The organism is Sorangium sp. So ce367 (genome assembly GCF_051520455.1).
GTDB classification, from domain to species: domain Bacteria; phylum Myxococcota_A; class Polyangia; order Polyangiales; family Polyangiaceae; genus Sorangium; species Sorangium cellulosum_B.
This window is the reverse complement of record NZ_CP150334.1, coordinates 4,907,123-4,926,689: the sequence shown is the minus strand read 5'-3', so window position 1 is coordinate 4,926,689 and position 19,567 is coordinate 4,907,123. Positions and strand designations below refer to the sequence as shown.

Sequence of the window (19,567 nt, the reverse complement as noted above, 5' to 3'; positions counted from 1 at the left end):
CTATAGTCGAAGCCCGCGCGCATGCAAGCAGCGAGCCTCTCGGGTCAGCGACGCGCCACAGCGCTTTTCGCGGCTCAAGCGTAGATGGTGAGTCGCTCAACAACGCGGCTAGGCGCGATGCGCGGCAGCGAGCGCGACGCGCCGCTCGATCCCGAGGAACAGCAGCGGCAGCGCGATCGTAAACGCGATCGACAGCCCCGCGACGACCGGCATGCCTTCAAGACGGTGGTCCGGCAGCTCGTGGAGCATCCTGGCCGCCGCGAACGCCGCGATCGCGGACGCCATGTGCTGCACGGCCGACTGCATCGAGGTGAAGCGCGCCCGCTCGGCGGGGCGCGGCACCTTCGACGTCAGCGTGTTGTACGAGACGTTGCGGAACGTCATGCCCAGCATGAAGACGATGAAGATGGCGAGCACCGGCAGCCCCGGCGTATACGAGACGAACCCCGCGTAGAGCACGCTCGCGAGCACCGCCGCCCCCACCGAGCCCGTCTGGAACGCGCCGAAGCGATCCACCAACGGTCCCACGGCCCGCATCGCGGCGAAGCTCACCAGGCCTCCCACGAAGTAGAGCAGCCCCAGCCGCTCGCGCGGATATCCGAGGTTGTACTGCACGTAAGCCGAGATGTTGGGGATCACCAGGAACGACGCCACCGTCAGGATCGCCGTCGTCGCGTACGAGAGCAGCACGATCGGCCGGCCGAGGAGCGCGCCGAGCTCGCCGAGCGCGCTGCCCGACGGCGGCGCGCCGGTCAGGTGATCTCGCATCGGCGGCAGGAGGAAGATCGCGAGCCCCGCGACGAGCAGCCCGAGCGCCGCGACCGCGAAGAACGGCAGCGGAAAGCCGCCGCGGCGGGCGAGCTCCAGCCCGGCGGGGACGCCGAGCACCGAGGCGACCGAGAACGAGCCCATCACGACGCCCATCGCCTTGCCGCGCCGCTCGGGCGGGATGACGTCGGCGACGATCGAGAACGCGACGGAGGTCGCGGGCCCACCGAACGCCCCGGCGAGCACGCGCGCCGCCATGAGGCTCGGGAGCCCCGTCGCGAAGCCCCCGGCCGCCGTGCCGGCGACGAGGCCGAGCATCGCCACGGCGAGCGCGCTGCGCCGGTCGAAGCGGTCGAGGAAGAACGCGCCCGCGAGGCCCGAGACCGCGGCCGCGGCCGTGTAGCTGCCGCCGATGAAGCCGATGCTGGACATCGGGATGCCCAGCGCGACCGCGAAGTCGGGCCCGAGCGGCATCACCATCACGAAGTCGAGGATGTTGATGAACTGGACCGCAGCGACAAGGAAGATGATGCTCGATTCGGAGCGCCGTTTGGACACGAGGGTCGACTCTAGTCGACTCCAGGCGCGCCCGCCCCGCCTCCGCACGAAAAAGCGCCGCGACGCGGCGCGCTCACGCCCGGACGCGCGCCCTCACCGCTCCCCTGCTCTACGCAGCCCGCGCGGCGGCTCGCACGTCGCGCGCGTTGCTCCCGGCGCAACGCCACGTTGCGCGCTCGCACCGTTGTCCCTTCATGAGGTCCATCTTACGATGAGACGATGAGCCCCATGGATCGCCGCACCGCCCTCGGCGCCCTCGCCGCAACGCCCGTCGTCGCCGCGTGCGACCCCGCCGTGCCCCCGCCCGGTCGCACCGACGAGGCCGCGCTCGCCGCGGAGGACGTCGTCCGCGACGTCGCGCCGCTCGGGTTCCCCTGGGAGACGCTCGATCCCTTCCTGTTCTGCGTCCACCACGACGACGCGTACCCGGCCGGCGACGAGCGGATGGGGCCGGCCGCCTCGCTCGCGGGCCGCGCCATCGGGCGCGACTTCGCGGGCAAGGACGGCTGGCGCATGTACCACGGCGACGTGGTCCCCGGCTTCCCGCAGCACCCGCACCGCGGCTTCGAGACGGTGACCGTCGTGCGGCGCGGGCTCGTCGATCACGCGGACTCGCTCGGCGCGGCCGCGCGCTACGGCCGCGGCGACGTCCAGTGGCTCACGGCGGGGGGCGGCATCGTCCACGCGGAGATGTTCCCGCTCGTCGAGAAGGACGGGCCCAACCCGCTCGAGCTCTTCCAGATCTGGCTCAACCTCCCGCGCGCCGACAAACTCGCCGAGCCGCGCTTCGTGATGATGTGGGGCGACACGATCCCCAGGCAGATCGCGCGCGACGCCGCGGGCAGGACGACCGAGATCACGATCGTCGCCGGCCGCCTCGGCGAGCTCCGCCCGCCGGCCCCGCCGCCGAGGTCGTGGGCGGCGCGCGCCGCGTCCGACGTGGCGATCTGGACGCTCAAGATGGCCCCTGGCGCGCGGTTCACGCTGCCGGCCGCCTCCCCCGGCACGAACCGCGCGCTCTACTTCTTCCGCGGCGCCGAGCTGCGCGTCGGCGCTCGCCGCGTCCCCGCGGCCCACAGGATCACGCTCCGCGACGGCGCCGCCGCGCTGCTCGAGAACGGCCCCGACGAGGCCGAGCTCCTGCTCCTCCAAGGCAAGCCGATCGGCGAGCCCGTCGCGCAGCAGGGCCCCTTCGTGATGACCTCGATGGCGGAGGTCCAGCAGGCCTTCCTCGACTACCGGCGGACGGGCTTCGGCGGATGGCCGTGGCCGAGCGACGGCCCGGTCCACGGGCGCGCGGAAGGCCGCTTCGCGCGTTACCCCGACGGCCGCATCGACAAGGCGGGCTGAGCCCCTCACCTCGCGTCGGGCTCGGGCTCGTCGCCCGAGCAGTCGTTCGCGCTCGCCCGGTGCCGCGCGCGGTACTCCGAGGGGCTGACGCCCTCGGAGCGCCGGAACTGCTCGGCGAAGCGCGACGCCGAGTCGTAGCCGCAGGCCGTCGCGACCTCGAGCACGCCGTGGCGCCCCGAGCGCAGGAGCCCCTTGGCGAGCTCGAGGCGCTCCTTCCACAGGAGGGCCCTGAACGAGACCCCCTTCGCGCCGAGCCGGCGGCGCAGCGTCGCGTCGCTCACCCCGAGCGCGCGCGCGACCTCCGGGGCCGCCCACGGGCGCGCCGGATCGCGGCGCACCAGCGCCCGCACCGCGAGCGTCGGATCGAGCGCCAGCGTCGAGGACGCGGCGTGCGCCTCGTCGAGCTGCTCCCGGTGCTGCAGGAGCAGAGTCAGGATGAGATCCTCCAGCCGGTGCTCGATGAGCAGCGCGTGCGCGCCGGGCAAGAGGAGCGTGTTCACGAGGTGGATCAGCGCCTGGATCGACGGCATCGCGGAGCGCAGGAGGTGCGGCCGATCCGCCTCGAAGCCGCCGAGCCCCCGCTGGACGCAGAGCGTTGGATACCGGCGCTGGAGCCGCTCGTCGACCTCGCTCAAGAGCTCGATCGTGAACGAGCGGTAGGCGCCGCGCTCGGGATCGGGCTCGTTCACGAGCTCGAGGGGGATGCCCTGCGGCACGAGCAGGATCTGCCCCTCCCGGGCGACGAGGCGCGTGTTGCCGTCCGGGCCGTCGAGGAAGATCCGCTTCGCGCCGTCGAGGATGAGCACGACGAGCGGCCGGGAGAGCCGCTGAATCGCTATCCGCTCGCGCGTGCGGGTGAAGACGCCGATCCATCGGGCCAGGCCGGCGCCGCTCGCCGAGGACGAGCGCTCCAGGCGGGAGATGGCCTTCCTGAGCGCGCCCCAGGCCTGGGCTTGATCGGTGGGTTCGAGCAGTCGGGTGAGCTGGGTCTTCATCGTCGCTCCTGATTGAAAGGGTGCGTCTCTCGCGACGCGGACACAGCGCAGGGCTGGCCGGGGCGGCGCAGCGTAACCGCGCCGCCCCTGGGCCCAAAGCGCTGTTCCACCGGCTCATTTCACGTCGAGCAAGACGATCTCGCCGTCGTTGAAGAGCGGGACGAGCAGGCGATTTCTCGCGCGGTCCCAGCCGAGATCGGCGGGGCTCGGGAGATCCGCCGCCAGCGTGGAGACGCGCGGCGCCGCGTCCCCGGCGGGGTCGATCTCGAAGACGGCGCCCGCGTCCCAGCTCGACACGAGGAGCCGGCCGTCGTCGAGGCGCACGAGGCCGTCCAGCGTGCCAGCGGGCAGGGTGATCTCGCGCCGCGGCTGCGCGGAGACGTCGAGCACGTCGAGCGCGTCGACCCGCGCCGCGCCGAGGTAAGCCACCCAGATCTCGCCTTCCGCGCACGCCACGCCGTTCGGGTGCGGCAGCGCGGGATCCGCGATCAACCGGGAGACCTCCCCGCCCGGATCGACCGCGACGAGCGCGTCGGTGCCGGTCGAGGTGAACCCGCCCTCCCCGATGGCCACGCCGGAGTCCGAGACAACGATCGACCCGTCGGGCATGGCCGCGACATCGTTGAGCAGGCCGGCGCCGGCGACCTCGATGTCCTCGATGGGCGCGCCGTCGCTCGCGTCGAAGACGCGGATCACGTCGATATCGGCCACATAGAGCCTGCCGCCCGCGATGGCCATGCCCTTCGGGGCGCTCAGCGTCACGCCCTCCGACGCGCCGTCGATCCAGGTCAGGTCGAGGATCTCGCCGTCCGGCGAGACGCGCGAGATGAACGCGCGGTCGTCCTTCTCGACGGGTGAACCGACGATGTTCGAGACGAGGTAAACATCGCGCTCCTCGTCATGGAGCACCGACTCGGGCGTGCTGAAGCCGCCGACGCGGCGGAGCTCCGGCGCGGCCGGGGCCTCGCTCTCGGCGCAGGCCGGGAGGACGGCGGCGAGGCAGGCGAGGACCGCGGCGAGGTGTTTCGGTTGCGTTTTCATGGTGCGCTCTCTCGTGGTAACGGGCCGGCGACGCGCCGGCTGGTGCGCCTACCCTGCGCCCGCTCGCCGCGCGGCGCGCGCCCGCGGCGCTCATTGGTACGCCCGAAACGCTCACGCGCCGCGGTTTGCGCCGCCGCCGGCCGAGACGCAACGCCTCGAATCGAGATGCGCGAGACAACGAATCTCACGTCCACGCCGCTTTATCGGCCACGCGCAACGCCCAACCATCGTCCGCGTTGTACGAGGCAGATTCCCGCCCTCCGCACGGCGAGGAACGTCTTGGTCGACATCCACGGGACCTGCCGGCCCCACCGGCGACACGCCGTGAGTCGACAACGGACATCGAGCGCTTGACAAGTGTTGCGCCCCCGACAATCATGCGGTCATCGTGGCCCGGCCGACACGTGGTACCCTGTAATGCAGTGTCTTTCAGACCCAGATAGCGAGACGTCGCTGCACGATCAGGTCGCGGCGCTCCGCAGGCGCGTCGCGGACCTGGAGCAGGCTCTGGCCGAGGCGCAGCGGCCGAGCTTGGCCGTGCGCGAGGCGCGGCCCGTTGCCCAGGAGCATGAGCTCCTGGCCAGCTTCTTCGCGGCGGAGGCCTCGGGGTACGCCGCGATGCTCGACGCGATCCCGGCGATGGTGTTCTTCAAGGCTCGGGACCACCGGTACCTCGCCGTCAACAAGGCCTATGCGGAGCACTATCGCCTCTCGAGCGACAGGATCGTCGGGAAGCGCGACGAAGAGATATTCGTCGACGAGGTCGCGCGCAGCTACCGCGAGAACGACGAGACCATCATGTCCGAGGGGATCCCGCGGCTCAACGTGGAGCTCCGGTGGAAGCTCGAGGACGGGAGCGACGGCTGGACGCTGGAGAACAACGTCCCGTTCCGCGACGCGAGCGGGCGCGTGATGGGGATGGTCGGGGTCGTGGTCGACATGACCGCACGAAAGAGGACGGAAGAGGCGCTGCGGAGCACCGAGGCCGATCTCCTCGCCATCCAGTCGCGCCTCCTCGAGACGATAGCCGCGCTCTCGACGCCGGTCCTGCCCATCGACCACGGGGTCATCGTCGTGCCGCTCATCGGCCACCTCGATACGATGCGGGGCACCCAGCTCATGGAGGCGCTCCTGCGAGGCGTGGAGCGCCACGACGCGGAGTTCGTGATCGTCGATCTCACCGGCGTCCCGATGATCGACAGCGCCGTCGCGCTCCACCTCCTGCGCGCGGTGCAGGCCGTGGGCCTGCTCGGCGCCGAGAGCGTCCTCGTGGGGATGTCGGCCAGCACCGCCGCGGCGCTCGCGGCCTTCGGCGAGACGCTGGAGGGGATCGTCCTCCTGAGAGATCTCCGGGCCGGCGTGCGTTACGCGATGGCGCGGCGGAAAAGGAGATGACCGGCGTGCAGCGGAGAGCGCTGCCGTAGACGTCAGGCGGCGCCGAGCAGCGCCGAGCGGCCTCTCCCTTTCTCGCACCTTGTTCCACGCAGCGGGCGACCTCACGCCCTCTCGAAGTGCTCACGCATCCAGGTCTCGCTTGACCCTCCGGCGAGGCACCGGCTAAATTCCGTTCAGCCTTTTAACGCTGCCTTGCCGGCTGATGTAGAGACGGTCGGTTCACCACTTCACCACACCTCAGCGAGCTCGACGCGCGCGGTGTCCCCTGCGCGCCGAACGTCCAGACCAGCGATGACGCCGCGTATCCGCCCGTTGCCCCTCGACCAGGTCCGCCCCGCCACGACCGCCCTCCTCGTCATCGACATGCAGCGGGACTTCGTCGAGGAGGGCGCGCCCTGCGAGGCGCGCGGAGCGCTCGATATCGTACAGCGCGTCAACGCGCTCGCCGCGTGGGCGAGAGGGCACGGCCTGCCGGTCATCTTCAGCCAGGAGATGCACAGGGCCGATCGGTGCGACTTCGGCATCGAGCTGGAGTTCGAGCCGCCGCACTGCCTCGAGGGATCCCGCGGCGCCGAGCTGGTCGATGGGCTGCGGATCGAGCCGCAGGATCATCGGATCTTCACCAAGCGGCGCTACGACTGTTTTCTGGGCACCGACCTCGACCTGCTGCTCCGGAGCAAGCGGGTGGAGAACCTCATCTGCTGCGGCGTGTGCACCAACATCTGCGTGCTCAGCACCGTGCTCACCGCGAGGAACCTGGATTACCGCGTGCTGCTCCCGGTCGACGCCGTGGCCGGGACCACACCGGAGCTCCACGACGCCGCGATCCTCTGCATGAGCAACGCGTTCGCCTACGTCACCGAGAGCGCCGCGGTGATGCAGCTCTTCGGCTGACGGATGCCCGGCGACCGAGCACCGCGGGCCCCGTCGCGACAGTGCGAGCGACCGCCGCCGCGCTGGCTCGCGCTCGGCCGCCCCGTCTCGGCCCGGGTCCGTCTCGCGCTCGGCGCGGCGAGCTTCCTCGCCACCCTCGCGGCGTACGCCGGGCTCGCGGGCCGCGACGGGGTGAACACCGCCCTGGCTCCCACGCTCGCGAGCATCGGGCGGGCGACGGCCGACGCGCTCGGCTCGGCGGAGCTCTGGCTCGACGTCCGCTACAGCTTCCTGCGGGTCACGGCCGGGTTCGTGGCCGCCGCGCTCCTCGCGGTCCCGCTCGGCGTGCTCGCCGGCGCGTTCCGATCGATCGCCGCGCTGATCGAGCCGCCGACCGAGTTCCTCCGCTATGTCCCCGTGCCGGCGCTGATCCCGCTCGTCATGATCGTGGCGGGCATCGGCGAGGGCGCGAAGGTCCTCCTCGTTTTCCTGGGGACCTTCTTCCAGCTGCTGCTCATGACCGCGGACGAGGTACGGCGGGTCCCGGCGCCGCTGCTCCAGGTCAGCCAGAGCCTCGGGGCCACCCGGCGGGAGATCGTCTGGCGCGTGCTGGCCCCGGCCGCCCTCCCCGGCATCTGGAGCGCGCTGCGCATGTGCAACGGGTGGGCGTGGAGCTACGTCGTCGTCGCGGAGCTCGTGGCCGCCACCGAGGGCCTCGGCTTCCGCGTCCTCAGGTTCTATCGCTTCATCCAGACGCCCAGCATCTACGCGTACCTGGCGGTGCTGGGCGCGATCGGCCTGGGGCTCGACTGGGCGTTCGGCGCAGCGCACCGCCGGCTCTTCCGCTGGGCCAGGGGGCGCGACGCGTGACGCTCTCCGTGCGCGGCGTCAGCAAGGCGTACGGCGGCCGCGGCGGCGAGACGAGCGCCCTCTGCCCGCTCGACCTCGACGTCGGCGAGGGCGAGTTCGTGAGCCTCGTGGGCCCCTCCGGGTGCGGGAAATCGACGCTGCTGCACATCGTCGCGGGGCTCGAGCCGGCGACCACCGGGACCGTCACGCTCGGCGGCGAACGCGTCCTCGGCCCCGGCGCCGAGCTCGGCGTCGTGTTCCAGCAACAGACGCTCTTCCCGTGGCTCAGCGTGCGGGAGAACGTCCGCTTCCCGCTGACGCTGGCCCGCCACCGCGGCCGGGCGCGGCAGGCCGGCTCCGAGCGAGAGGCGGACCGCGTCGAGCGCCTGCTGCGCCTCGTCGATCTATGGGACTTCCGCGACAGCGCGCCCGCGGAGCTGAGCGGCGGCATGCAGCAGCGCGCCGCGCTGGCGCGGGCGCTCGCCGCGCAGCCGGAGGTGCTGCTGATGGATGAGCCGTTCGGCGCCCTCGACGCCCAGACACGTGAGGAGATGCAGGGGCTCCTGCTCCATGTGATCCGACATCACCGGATCACGACGCTCTTCGTCACGCACGACGTGGAAGAGGCCCTGATCCTGTCCGATCGCGTGGTGGTCTTCTCCGAGCGCCCCGGCCGCGTCGTGGCCACCATCGACGTGCCCGTACCCCGGGCGGATCGCTCGCCCGATCTCAAGCTCGACGAGGCGTTGCTGCGCCTCAAACGGGATATTCTCTCGCTCCTGCGGGGGAAGGCCCGCCCCGAGGAGCAGCGCCGCCGCTTGCTCCTCGGGCTCACGAATACGCCGAGGGGAGAGGATCCATGAACCGAAGGACCGTCGTGCTAGAGCTCGGGGCAGCGCTCGCCTGCCTCCTCCTGTCGCCAGGCTGCTCGAAGAAGGACGAGCCAGCGCGCGAGGTGCCCGCCGCCGCCGCGCCGGGCGAGAAGCCCGGGGCCGCGGCGAACGCGCCGGTGAAGCTAACCGTGGGACACGACCTGTGGATCGGCTATGCGGGCGTGTTCATCGCGAACGAGCTCGGGCTGTTCAAGCAGGCTGGCCTCGACGTCGAGCTCAAGCCGTTCTCGAACCCCGGGGACACGCTGCCGGCGCTGGCCGCGGGCAAGCTCGATATCGGCCTGACGACCCTGCAGAACCTGGCCGTGCTGAGCGGCAACGGCGACACGGACGTCGTGGCCATCGCGCTCATCGACAGCTCGAACGGCGCCGACGCGGTGGTGGCGAAGGAGGGGGTCGCGTCCATGGCCGATCTCAAGGGCAAGACGGTCGCGCTCACCCTCGGCGAGGTCAATCACATGCTGTTCCTTGCCGGCCTGAAGAAGTCCGGGCTCTCCGCGGACGAGGTGAAGGTCACGAGCATGAGCGCAGACGACGCCGGGGCCGCGTTCGTGGCGGGGAAGGTCGACGCCGCGGTCACCTGGGAGCCGTGGATCACCAAGGCGACCAAGGGCGGCGGTCGCGTGATCTTCTCGAGCGCCAGCGTCCCCGACACCATCATGGACGCGGTGGCCGTGCGCCGATCGCGGCTCGCCGAGTCCGGTGACGCCTGCTCCAAATTCATCGGCGCCATCGATCAGGGGGTGCGCGTCCTGCGCGGCGAGCCCGACAAGGCGATTCCCATCGTCGGCAAGTACTTGAACGCTCCGCCCGAGGACGTGAAGGGCATGCTGAGCGGCGACAAGATCTACGACCTGGCCGACAACAAGCAGCTCTTCGGCACGGCGGAGAAGGCCGGCCCCGTGTACGCCTCGATGAAGGCGGTTGTCGACTTCGCTGTCGAGTCCAAGCTCGTCAAGAAGGCGCCCGCGCCGGAGTCGCTGCTCGACCCGAGGCTCGTCCGATGAGCCGCGACGAGGCGCTCATGGGGCGGGCGCTGGAGCTCGCGCGCGGCGCGCAGCGCGCGGGCGAGCCGCCGTTCGGCGCCCTGGTGGCCGCCCCCGACGGCGCCGTCGTTGCCGAGGCGACCGACGAGGTAAACGGCCAGCGCGACTTCACGTACCACGCCGAGGTCGGCGCCGTGCGCCGCGCCTGCGCGGCCGCCGGGCCGGACTTGCAGGGATACACGCTGTACACGACCGTGGAGCCCTGCCCGATGTGCTTCACCGCGGCCTGGCTCGCCCGGATCAGCCGCATCGTCTACGGCTGCACGATGCGGGAGGTCACGGAGGCGACCGGAGGCGCGCAGCGCGAGCTGGCCATCCCGGCGAAGTGGATGAACGAGAGCTCCGGCGCGCCCCTCGATCTCGTCGGCGGTGTCCTCGACGCGCAGTGCCTCGCGCTGTTCGGCCCGGCGTGACGCGCTCGCCGGCGCTCCGCCGGGAGCGCTGGTTCGGTGTGTCATCATCGCGCCAGGATTTCTGCGACACCGAGGATGGGCCGGGTGAAAGCTCAGCAGCCCCAGTTGTTTCCGTCTGGTTTCTCGTCGAGCGGGGCTTGGCCGTGGCCCAACGGGGGCCCAGCGAATAGGCGTTTGCGAGACTGCGCCTGAGATGGACCGCGGCGCGGTGGGGGTCCGCGGGGGACGACGACCGCCCGGGACGTCGCCGGGTTCCCGCATGGGCTGCCCGATCCCGAGCGCCAGGGGACGTCTGGAGGAGCTCACCCGCGAACGTGTCTGCAATGGACGATTTCAATGTGAATGCATTGCTCCGTGAGGTACGCCGCGAGCTCGGCGCGGGCCGCGCCCCTTGACAGCTCTCGGGTTTAACCGTCCAATGGGTTCGTTCTGCGCTTTTATTGAGGCACGGCGTACGGACGTCGCTGAGGTGCAGATGGAAATACGTCACGATATAGAGAACCTCGAGCCGGGCACAGTGCTCGAGGGGCGGTACGAGCTGCTCGAAGAGCTCGGAAAGGGCGGCTTCGGCATCGTCTACCGCGCCCGCCAGCTCGCGACCACGCAGACGGTCGCCATCAAGGTGCTGGACGTCCAGACCTGGGACGCGCATCCCGCTGAAAAACGCCTTGCCCGCTTCCGTCGCGAGATGCAGCTCTGCGGCCAGCTCCATCACCCGAACATCGTGCGCCTCATCGATTTCGGGCAGACCGTGTCCGGGTTCCCCTACGCGGTCTTCGACTTCGCTCCTGGCAAGAATCTCAGCGAGGTGCTGGCCGAAGAGGGGGCGCTCGCCCCGCGGGAGACGCGGCACCTGATGCTCCAGGTCCTCGACGCGCTCGCGTGCGCCCACGCTCAAGGCGTCGTCCACCGTGACCTCAAGCCGAGCAACATCATGGTGATCCCGACAGGCGCGCGGCGAAACGCGCTGGTGCTGGACTTCGGGATCGGCGCGTTCATCGACGGTACCTACGCCAGGATCACCGCGACCAACGAGGTGCTCGGGACGCCGAGCTACGCCGCGCCCGAGCAGCTCCGAGCCTTTCCGCCGACGCCTCGGTCGGATCTCTTCGCGTGGGGGCTGGTGTTCATCGAGTGTCTCACAGGCCGTCAGGTGCTGTCGGGTGATTCGTTGCTGGCGGCGATCGCCCAGCAGCTGGGCCCCGAGCCGATCCCGATCCCCGCGCCGATCCGAGCAGAACCGATAGGCGCGATCCTCAGGCGCGTGCTTGAAAAAGACGTGCACGCGCGCGACGTCGCGGCGTCGGCGCTGTTCCGGGAGATAGAGGAGTGCGTCCTCGAGCCCAGCGCGCCGTGGCGGAGCCGGGTCGAGCCCATCCGCATAGGGGCGGACCAGCCCACGGTTTCCATGGCGGGGTTGTCCCAGGACTGCCTGCCTTCCACCACGGCCCTGTGCTACGCGCTCTCGGCGAAGAGCGCAACGCGCGATCTCGGCGAGCTCGATGCGCTCCTGCGCAGGGGGCTGCAGCGCTGCGCAGAGCTCTCGTGCGTCCACGGCGGACACCTCTCCGCCGTGATCGGCGACATGGCGCTGTTCCTCTTCGGCCATCCGGCGAGCGCGGCGCGCGCCGCGCTCGCCGTCGCCACCGCGGCGTCGAGCCAGGGAGACGAGCCGCTCGCCGCGCTCACGGCCCGTATGGGCATCGAATCAGGGCCGGTCACGACGGACCCGCTGGCCGCCGAGCGGAGCGGCACGAGGCCGGTCACCGGGACGACGCCCTGGCTCGCAGCGCGCCTGGCCACGGCAGCGCTCTCCGGTCACATCGCCGTCGGGCCGAGCGCGCAGAAGCTCCTCCGGGATACCTTCACGCTGAAGGCGGCGGGGCTCCTTCAGCTCCAGGGCCTCACCGATACCGTGGAGGCTTTCGAGCTCGACGCCCCTGACAGCACGGCAGGACCACAACAGGAGCAATCCTCGGCGGCGAGAATGGCAGACAGCGCGCTTCTGTGAAAGGACCGGATATGGAGAACGCTGGTGCTGCTCGGCCATCGGAGGACGCCGGCGATCGACTCGGCCCCTACCGCCTGCTGCGGCGGCTGGGCGCAGGCGGCATGGGTGTGGTCTACGAGGCGGTCGACGCGGCGCGAGGCCGCCGTTTCGCCCTCAAGACGCTCCGGCGGCTGGACCCAAAGACCCTCTACCGCTTCAAGAACGAGTTCCGCAGGGCCGCCGATCTGTCCCATCCAAACCTCATTCAGCTGTACGAGCTCACCGCCGAGAAGGACAGATGGTTCTTCACGATGGAGCTCATCGACGGATCCGACTTCCGGACCTACTTCGAGCAGATCAGAGCCAGCCGCTCGGCGGACGGCGCTCCGCTCTGGAAGAGCGACGGGATTCACGCGATCTTGCGGCAGCTCGCCGGGGGCATCGCAGCCCTGCACGCGTCCGGCTTGCTCCACCTCGATCTCAAGCCCGAGAACGTGCTCATCGAGCGCGGCGGGCGCGTCGTGATCCTCGACTTCGGGCTCTCCCTTCCTTCGTCGCCGTCGCCTGACGCCGCCCCGGGGGAGGGACGCGAGCTCGCCGCCACGCCGCTCTACCTCTCGCCCGAGCAAGTCGGCGGCCGGGAGCCGAGCCGGGCCAGCGATTGGTACGCGGTGGGGCTGATGCTCTTCGAGGCCCTGACCGGGGAGCTCCCCTTCCCCGGCTCCATGTGGGAGAGCCTCCTCGCGCGGACGCAGCTCCCCGCGCCGCTCCCCTCGTCGCGCGGCCCCGACGTTCCGGCCGATCTCGACGAGCTCTGCGTTCGGCTCCTCGCCACCGCCCCGGGCGATCGTCCCTCCGGCGCCGAGGTGCTCGAGCGGCTCGGCGTCGCGCCGCCGCGCGAGGCGTTGAGGCAGCCGCTGATCGGCCGGAAGCAAGAGCTCGAGGTCGTACAGGAGATTTACCGGCGCAGCGGGGCGAACGCGCCCGCCTACGTCCATCTGAAAGGCCCCTCGGGGATCGGGAAATCGGCCCTCGCGCGGCGCTTTCTCGAGTCGCTGCGCGATCTCGATCAGCCGCTGGTCTTCTCGGGGCGGTGTTATGAGTGGGAGTCGGTCCCGTACAAGGGCTTCGATCCCATCGTCGACGCGCTCGCGAAGTACATCGCCGGCCTGCCCGAGATCGTGGAGCGGGCGCTGCTCGGCGGCGACGTGCACCTCGCCGCGCGGATCTTCCCGGTGCTGCGCACCTGCCCGTCGGTCCGACAGCTGCCCGCGGCGCCGGCCGACGCGCGTGATCCGCTGGAGCTGCGGCGCCGGGCGTTCATCGGTCTCAAGCAGATCTTCGTCCGGCTGTGTGCGAGGCAGCGCGTCGTCTTGTTCCTCGACGATCTCCAGTGGGCGGACCCGGACGGCGCGGCGCTCCTCGTGGAGCTGCTCTCGCCGAGCGACCCGGCGCCGCTCTTCGTCCTCGCCGCCTACCGCAGCGACGACGCCGCCCAGAGCCCCTTCTTCAGGGAGATCCAGGCGCTCCGCGACGCCCAGATCCCGGTGATCGAGCCCACCGTCGTCGAGCTCGCCCCGCTTCCGCCGGACGAGGCGGTCGAGCTCGCGGGGCAGGTACGCGGCGGCGAGCTCTCCGCGGAGGAGGGGCAGCGGATCGCACGGGAGTCGGGCGGCAACCCGTTGTTCGTCGAGGAGCTGGCCCGGGAGGCCGCGACCGCACCTGCGCCCGGCGACGCTCGCCGCCTCTCGCTGGAGCGCGTCGTGCAGGCGCGCGTCGCGCAGCTCCCCGACAACGCGCGCAAGGTGCTCCGCGCGGTCGCCGTCGCCGCGCGGCCGCTCACGCAGGAGGCGGTCGTCGCTGCCGCGCGGATTCCGGGCGAAGATCCGCTGAGCGCCCTCGCCCATCTCCGGGCGGCGCGCCTCGTCCGGACGCGCGGGCCGAAGGGCACGGATCTCGTCGAGCCCTACCACGATCGGATCCGCGAGAGCGTCGTGGCCGAGCTGCCGAGCGACGAGCTCCGCGCCCTTCATGGCGCGCTGGCGCAGGCTATCCTCGCGACGCCCGACGCGGAGCCCGAGCTCCTGGCCCACCACTTCCACGGGGCCGGGGACATGGCGCGCGCCGCGGAGTACACGGTGCTGGCCGCGGAGCAGGCCGACGCCGCCCTGGCCTTCGATCGCGCCGCCGAGCTCTACGGCCAGGCGATCGCCTGGGGTCCTCTGGAGCCACAGCAGCTCCGTGTCCTCAGGGTCCGGAGGGGCCGCGCGCTCATCAACGCGGGGCGCTGCGTCGAGGCCGCGCCGGTCCTGCTCGACGCCGCACGGGGCGCGCCGCGGGACGAGCGGCGGGATCTCGTGCGGCAGGCCGTCGAGGCCTACCTCGTCGCCGGGCACGTGGACCAGAGCCTCGCGGCGGCCAGGCCGCTGCTCGAGGAGCTCGGTGTCACCTACCCGGCGTCGGCGGGGCGAGCGACGCTGGTCATCCTGGACAAGCTGCTCCGGCTACAGCTCCGGGGAATCGCCTTCGCTCCCAGGGCCGAAGCCTCGATTGCTGCCGAAGCCCTGGCCCGCATCGACCTGTGCTGGGCGCTCGGCAAGGGGCTCATCCCCATCCTTCCCACCCACGGGCTCGCGTTCAGCTTGCACACGCTCTTGCTCGCCCTCGACGCCGGGGAGCCGACGCGGGTCGGCCGCAGCCTGGCGCAGGTCGGCGGCACGATGCGCTTCATGGGAGCCTGGCTCTCGAGGCGTGGAGGGGCCTACCTCGCCCGCGCCAGCGAGCTCGCGCGGCAGAGCGGCTCGCCCTACCTCGAAGGCGTCATCTTGATCTGGGGAGCCTTGGAGCACATGTACGTCGGCCGCTGGCGAGCGCTCGAGCAGGCCGAGCGCGGCGCCCGGATCCTGCGCGACCGGTGCAGCGGCGTGCACTGGGAGTGCGCGGTGGGCGATGGCCTCGTGCACGTCGGGCTGGATGCGCGCGGAGAGATCGAGGAGCTAGAGCGGCGCGCGACCGAGGCCCAGCTCGAGGCGAGCGAGCGGGGCGATCTCTACGGGCAGGTGCGCTTCGCGCAGGACGCAGCGTACTGCCGCATCGCGCGGGGCGACACCGACGGAGCGCGAAGGCTCGCGCGGTGGGTGCTCGAGCGCTGGACGCAGGAGGGGTACACGGTCCAGCACTTTTACTCGACGCGCGTGGAGACCTACTGCGACCTCTACGAGGGCCGGCCCGACGCCGCGCGGGCGCGCCTCGAGCGGGACTGGCCGCGCATCCGGCGCGCCCATGCGCTCCGCGTGCCGATGTCGCGCATCGACGCGTGGACCATGAAGGCGCGCGTCCAGCTCTCGCTCGCGAGGACGAGCGGCGAGGCCCTCCGTTCGTGCGAGGCGATCGCGAGGACCCTCGACGAGGAGCCGATTCGCAAGGACGGCAAGGCGCACGCCGCGCTGATCCGCGCGGCCTCGGCCTCTTTCAAGGGAGATCGCCGCCGCGCGCGCGAGCTCCTGGGGTCGGCGATCGAACAGTACACCGCGCTCGCCATGGACCTCTCCGCCGCCTGCGCGAAGCGCCTCCTCGGCCAGCTCACCTCCCGGGCCGACCAGGTGCGTGAGGCCGAAGACTGGATGCGCGCGCGCGGCGTCGCCGACCCGGAGCGCTGGACGCGGGTGTTCGCGCCGTTCGACGCTCGCCTGCTCGAGGTGTGACGCGCCCGCGCGGCCCGATCAGAGCAGGGTGAAGGAGGGGTGAAACCCGAGGTATGCCTTGGCCTCGGGCGGGGCGTCGGGGCGCGGGATCAGCTTGATGTAAAACTGCCGGTCGACGCGGACGAGCCATCCAGCGCCGGGCAGGTCGACCTTCGTGGCGCCCGACCACCGCGCGATCGCCTCGCCCTTCTCGGGAGCGCACGCGCCGCTCCGGACGAGCCGCTCGATCAGGCGAAGGCCTTCGGCCGTGGCCGCGGGGGTAGGTCCCGCATACCGCTCTACGGCGAAGTACGGGCCCACGGTCTCCGCGACGTCGATGTGGACGCCGAACAGCTCTTCGCCCGGGCCGAGGAGCTCGAGGCCGCTGTCGATGAGCCGTTCGAAGCCTGACCAGCCGATGGCCCGGAGCCAGGTTGGGATCTCCGCGAGGCGCAAGGCGACATAAACCCGCACGTCACGAGGGCCACGCCGCGGCATCGCCGCGAGGCTCAGGATATGCCTGTTCGCGGGTAGAAGTGCGGCGCAGCGCTCGAGCGTGTCGAGGACCTCTTCATCTGCCGGGCGGCCGAGCACGAGGCCGAGGACGCTCGCGCAGACCGCCCGCAGCTCAGGGATCGAGAGCGGCGGCACGGGCTCCGGGGACAAATAGGTCGGATCCACGCAGGCACCCACGATAGGTGTCGCGTCGCGTTCGGGCAGGATGTCGTATTCGAGCCAGATGAGCGGGACGCTGCGGTGAATCGGCGAGCGCTCCCGGCCCCACTCCTCGACGAAGCGCCCCGCCGCGCCCAGCGTCCCTGCTGCCGCGTGGTCCGGCGGCAGCGACGCGAGCCGCTCGCGGCCACCGTCGCGGGCCGACGCGCACACCATGAAGTCGACGCGCGGGTCGTCCTGCCCGAGGCGACACTCGAGGAGGCCCCAGTCAAAGGCTGGGGGAAGCTGCTCGGCGAGGTCCCGGATCCGGGCGCGCCATGGCTCGGCGAGCAGCGACGTAGGGAGCCACGGGGCCACGACGTCGAGGAGCCCGCGCATCGGGTGAAGCATCGCTGCCTCGCTCCGTAGGACGATCAGCCGCTGGTCACGGTGAAGCCCATCGACAAGGTGCCGCTGAGGCCGTTCTTGTTGGTCACGACGACATTGTAACACCCCTGCGTTCCCGGGGCGAACGTGACATCGGCGATGAGGCTCGATGAGGGGCCCGGGGTCACGCTGACCGTCGTGGCATTCACGTTGTGAGACGGACGCTTGAAGCTGAGCTTCGCCCCAGCATCGAAGCCAGTGCCGGTGACCGTGACCCTGACGGACTTCGGCAGCGCGCCGGGGGGGGTGCTCGCCGGAGTGATCTCCGTCACCGTGATCGATGACGGCGGCCAGGGCATGCAGACGTGCGCTTTCTCCTCGAGCTTCTTCAGGAGATCGAGCAGGCGCTCGAACACCTCGGCGGGGAGATGCTTCGCCAGCGCGCCGAGATCTCCCTGCCGCAGGAGCGCGAGGTCCGGGTCGGAGAGCCCGTACTCCTTGAAGACGGACTCCGGATCGCTGCGGATGCGCGTTCTGACCTCGTGGTCTCGGGCAGCTTCGGTGATCAGACGAGAGAGCTTTGTTGTGTCGTGCATGTTCGGCGTGTGCCGCAGGTCCGGGCGGCGTCAAGGGGGGCAGGTCGGGGGCGCGAGGAAGCTAAAAAAGACGTAATTGCCTATGCTGGGGCTGTAGTTCTGGAAGTTGGCGACGGCCATGTCCTGGACAGGGGAGTACTCGTACTCCACCTCGATCCGGTCGCCGGCGTCGAGCGGCTTGCGGAGCGAGATCCAGTTGCCCGCCGGCGTCCAGGTGTACTGCGCCGGCCGGAGCTCGGCGCCGTTCCGGAGGACCTTGCGGTACGCCGCGATCCGGCGATCGGGCAGCGTGATCACGGCGCGCTTCGATGTGGACGAGAGCTCGTGTCGCCTGGTGCGCAGACACCGCCGCTTGACGTCGGCCGAGGCGAGCCCCTCGAGCACCGAGCTGGTCTCGGTCACGAAATCCGGCGATGCGGCGAACGGCGGGCTCTTCGCCGATCCATCGAATCCCCAGAGCGGGCCGCCCTGCTTGTTGGGCCCCCACTGGCCGGCCATGAGATCGAGGTTGCCGTCCCCGGTGAGATCGGCGAGGTAGACCTTCGAGGCATACTGCACCGGAGCCGAGCGCCAGACGGACTCGTTCCCCGATGCGGGCGTGAACATGACGAACCGGCTGTCGCAATCGCTGAACAGGCAGCTGTCGGACACGACCAGCGACAGGGCGGGGTCCTGGCCGAAGCGCCCGACATCCACCGAGTAGGAAAACGGGAACGTGTCCTTCGACTCCCAGCTCGGGCGGACGTCGATGGGCACCTTTTCGCCGGGCTTCGGCGCGTGCCCATAGAAGACCTGCGCGCGCTCGCCGACGACCACCAGGTCCATCCAGCCGTCCTGGTTCACGTCGGCAAAGGTGACGTCGCCGGCGATCATCTCCACCTCGGATCGCCACGCCGGCTTGGTCGCGATCGAGGCGCCTTCGTTGAGGTAGATCCGCGCGCGGCCCGGCGTCGGAGGCGGCGTGCCGGCGATCGGCGGGATGGTCCCGGTGCCCTCGAGCATCACCGCCACCGCGAGGTCGAGATCCCCGTCGGCGTCGATATCGCCGAGCGCGCAGCCAGCGGTCATGTAGTGATCGGAGGTCCTGTACGACGGCGCCTGCTCGAGCTTGCCTCCGAGGTTCCGGTAGATGCGGACGCCTCCGCCCGAGATGTCGCGATCACGGCCGGAAGCCACGGCGACAGCGACATCGAGCCAGCCGTCCTTGTCGACATCGCCGACCGCGAGGCCGCCGTGATATTCGTTGACGTCGGCGAGCCAGGTAGGCCAGGAAGCGAATCGGTTGCCGTTGCGGGGATCGTTGGTGAAGACCACCAGCGGCTGCGGGCTCATGTCGTTCCCGTTCGACACGATCATGTCCGGCAGATGGTCGCCGTTGATGTCCGCGAGGGCGAGGCCCGTGGCGAAGTGGCCCATCGTGGCCGTCGTATAAGGGTCCGTGCGGACGTAGACGTCACGGAGGCTGACGCCGCTCGGCGTCGTGTCGGCGGCCGGGGCGCTCGCGCTTGGCTCCGCGGAAGTCGCGCCAGCATCGGGAGCGCCGCCGCCCGCGGGCGGGCCGTGGCAAGCCGAAAGACCGATGCTCGCGAGCGCCGCCGCGAATCGCCGCCGCGACGCCGATACGACCTGCTTGTGGAGGAACTCGAGGCTATGCATGCGGAGCAGATGGGTCGAGCAATGCGACCGGGCGTAGCTGGTCCGAAGAGGGCGAGATGTGCGATGCTTTCATGAAAACTTGTCATCGTCTAGGCGATTGTGATCCCCCGTCCGGCCCACGATAAGCCCGCCCGGGCCGGCAGCGAGCCTTCGACGGTCGCGGGATCGTTGAGGTATCAGCCGCCAATCCGGCGCGGAATGATCGTCATCGAGTGCTTCGCCGCCGAGGGCGGCTCCGGTGTGGCCCCACGCGCGGCGCCATGACCCGCCCGCGGCGCAGGTCGAGCGAAATCCCGTCACAGATCTCGGCTGTCCCATCACAGCCTGAGGGAGGCCGGAGCGGCCCGGCCTTCCGGTGGCGGTCGGGGCGCCAGCAAGACTTGCTTACCTGAGCAAGCCCTGCGTTCTCTCCTCGCCCCT

At 70.9% G+C, this 19,567-nt stretch carries 15 protein-coding genes; 9 read left to right on the top strand and 6 right to left on the bottom strand.

The annotated features are described in order from the left end of the window. Window positions 1-108: 108 nt before the first annotated feature. Window positions 109-1,326: an MFS transporter gene (locus tag WME97_RS18775; RefSeq protein ID WP_437553540.1), complete on the bottom strand. Its 1,218-nt coding sequence runs from the start codon at window positions 1,324-1,326 to the stop codon at window positions 109-111. 219 nt (window positions 1,327-1,545) lie between these two features. Between WME97_RS18775 and WME97_RS18770 the strand changes: the two genes are divergently transcribed. Then, the gene (locus tag WME97_RS18770) at window positions 1,546-2,676 is read left to right on the top strand and encodes a pirin family protein (RefSeq protein WP_437553538.1); all 1,131 of its coding nucleotides are present in this window, start codon (window positions 1,546-1,548) and stop codon (window positions 2,674-2,676) included. Window positions 2,677-2,681: 5 nt separating this feature from the next. Here the strand turns inward: WME97_RS18770 and WME97_RS18765 are convergent, their stop codons facing one another. Both WME97_RS18765 and WME97_RS18760 read right to left on the bottom strand, forming a co-directional pair. Then, entirely contained in the window at window positions 2,682-3,671 is a 990-nt protein-coding gene (locus tag WME97_RS18765; RefSeq protein WP_437553536.1) for a helix-turn-helix transcriptional regulator, read from the bottom strand. A 114-nt stretch (window positions 3,672-3,785) separates the two neighbouring features. Next, window positions 3,786-4,712, bottom strand: a complete 927-nt coding sequence (locus tag WME97_RS18760) for an SMP-30/gluconolactonase/LRE family protein (protein ID WP_437553534.1) — start codon at window positions 4,710-4,712, stop codon at window positions 3,786-3,788. A 417-nt stretch (window positions 4,713-5,129) separates the two neighbouring features. On the opposite strand from WME97_RS18760, the gene WME97_RS18755 reads away from it, so the two are divergent. From WME97_RS18755 to WME97_RS18720, 8 genes are all read left to right on the top strand, one after another. Beyond that, entirely contained in the window at window positions 5,130-6,107 is a 978-nt protein-coding gene (locus WME97_RS18755) for a PAS domain-containing protein (RefSeq protein WP_437553533.1), read from the top strand. Between the two features lie 291 nt (window positions 6,108-6,398). After that, window positions 6,399-7,001 carry a cysteine hydrolase family protein gene (locus tag WME97_RS18750; RefSeq protein ID WP_437553531.1) on the top strand — a complete coding sequence of 201 codons (603 nt, stop codon included), beginning with the start codon at window positions 6,399-6,401 and terminating at the stop codon, window positions 6,999-7,001. A gap of 3 nt (window positions 7,002-7,004) precedes the next feature. Continuing rightward, entirely contained in the window at window positions 7,005-7,850 is an 846-nt protein-coding gene (locus WME97_RS18745) for an ABC transporter permease (RefSeq protein ID WP_437553529.1), read from the top strand. Continuing rightward, complete coding sequence (locus WME97_RS18740; RefSeq protein WP_437553527.1) at window positions 7,847-8,692, top strand: ABC transporter ATP-binding protein; 846 nt, start codon at window positions 7,847-7,849, stop codon at window positions 8,690-8,692. Before WME97_RS18745 ends, WME97_RS18740 begins: the two co-directional genes overlap by 4 nt. Further along, window positions 8,689-9,729, top strand: coding sequence for an aliphatic sulfonate ABC transporter substrate-binding protein (locus tag WME97_RS18735; RefSeq protein ID WP_437553525.1), 1,041 nt, complete (start codon window positions 8,689-8,691; stop codon window positions 9,727-9,729). The genes WME97_RS18740 and WME97_RS18735 overlap by 4 nt, the downstream gene beginning before the upstream one ends. Further along, entirely contained in the window at window positions 9,726-10,181 is a 456-nt protein-coding gene (locus WME97_RS18730) for a nucleoside deaminase (protein WP_437553523.1), read from the top strand. The genes WME97_RS18735 and WME97_RS18730 overlap by 4 nt, the downstream gene beginning before the upstream one ends. A 475-nt stretch (window positions 10,182-10,656) precedes the next feature. Continuing rightward, window positions 10,657-12,192: a protein kinase domain-containing protein gene (locus tag WME97_RS18725; RefSeq protein ID WP_437553521.1), complete on the top strand. Its 1,536-nt coding sequence runs from the start codon at window positions 10,657-10,659 to the stop codon at window positions 12,190-12,192. An 11-nt stretch (window positions 12,193-12,203) separates the two neighbouring features. Further along, window positions 12,204-15,875, top strand: a complete 3,672-nt coding sequence (locus WME97_RS18720; protein ID WP_437553519.1) for a serine/threonine-protein kinase — start codon at window positions 12,204-12,206, stop codon at window positions 15,873-15,875. 18 nt (window positions 15,876-15,893) lie between these two features. On the opposite strand, the gene WME97_RS18715 is transcribed toward WME97_RS18720, so the two are convergent. The 3 genes from WME97_RS18715 to WME97_RS18705 are packed head-to-tail and all read right to left on the bottom strand — an operon-like array spanning window position 15,894 to window position 19,147. Then, the gene (locus tag WME97_RS18715; RefSeq protein ID WP_437553517.1) at window positions 15,894-16,919 is read right to left on the bottom strand and encodes a hypothetical protein; all 1,026 of its coding nucleotides are present in this window, start codon (window positions 16,917-16,919) and stop codon (window positions 15,894-15,896) included. Window positions 16,920-16,942: 23 nt separating this feature from the next. Then, window positions 16,943-17,491 (bottom strand): hypothetical protein, encoded by a 549-nt coding sequence (locus WME97_RS18710; protein WP_437553515.1) that lies wholly within the window; start codon window positions 17,489-17,491, stop codon window positions 16,943-16,945. Between the two features lie 30 nt (window positions 17,492-17,521). Continuing rightward, window positions 17,522-19,147, bottom strand: coding sequence for an FG-GAP repeat domain-containing protein (locus WME97_RS18705; RefSeq protein WP_437553513.1), 1,626 nt, complete (start codon window positions 19,145-19,147; stop codon window positions 17,522-17,524). Window positions 19,148-19,567 lie beyond the last annotated feature (420 nt).

Coding starts and splice junctions, on each gene's coding strand:
- WME97_RS18765 (WP_437553536.1), bottom strand. CDS start 3,671: ATGAAGACCCAGCTCACCCGACTGCTCGAACCCACCGATCAAGCCCAG.
- WME97_RS18750 (WP_437553531.1), top strand. CDS start 6,399: ATGACGCCGCGTATCCGCCCGTTGCCCCTCGACCAGGTCCGCCCCGCC.
- WME97_RS18720 (WP_437553519.1), top strand. CDS start 12,204: ATGGAGAACGCTGGTGCTGCTCGGCCATCGGAGGACGCCGGCGATCGA.
- WME97_RS18715 (WP_437553517.1), bottom strand. CDS start 16,919: ATGCTTCACCCGATGCGCGGGCTCCTCGACGTCGTGGCCCCGTGGCTC.
- WME97_RS18735 (WP_437553525.1), top strand. CDS start 8,689: ATGAACCGAAGGACCGTCGTGCTAGAGCTCGGGGCAGCGCTCGCCTGC.
- WME97_RS18710 (WP_437553515.1), bottom strand. CDS start 17,491: ATGCACGACACAACAAAGCTCTCTCGTCTGATCACCGAAGCTGCCCGA.
- WME97_RS18725 (WP_437553521.1), top strand. CDS start 10,657: ATGGAAATACGTCACGATATAGAGAACCTCGAGCCGGGCACAGTGCTC.
- WME97_RS18760 (WP_437553534.1), bottom strand. CDS start 4,712: ATGAAAACGCAACCGAAACACCTCGCCGCGGTCCTCGCCTGCCTCGCC.
- WME97_RS18730 (WP_437553523.1), top strand. CDS start 9,726: ATGAGCCGCGACGAGGCGCTCATGGGGCGGGCGCTGGAGCTCGCGCGC.
- WME97_RS18705 (WP_437553513.1), bottom strand. CDS start 19,147: ATGCATAGCCTCGAGTTCCTCCACAAGCAGGTCGTATCGGCGTCGCGG.
- WME97_RS18770 (WP_437553538.1), top strand. CDS start 1,546: ATGAGCCCCATGGATCGCCGCACCGCCCTCGGCGCCCTCGCCGCAACG.
- WME97_RS18755 (WP_437553533.1), top strand. CDS start 5,130: ATGCAGTGTCTTTCAGACCCAGATAGCGAGACGTCGCTGCACGATCAG.
- WME97_RS18745 (WP_437553529.1), top strand. CDS start 7,005: ATGCCCGGCGACCGAGCACCGCGGGCCCCGTCGCGACAGTGCGAGCGA.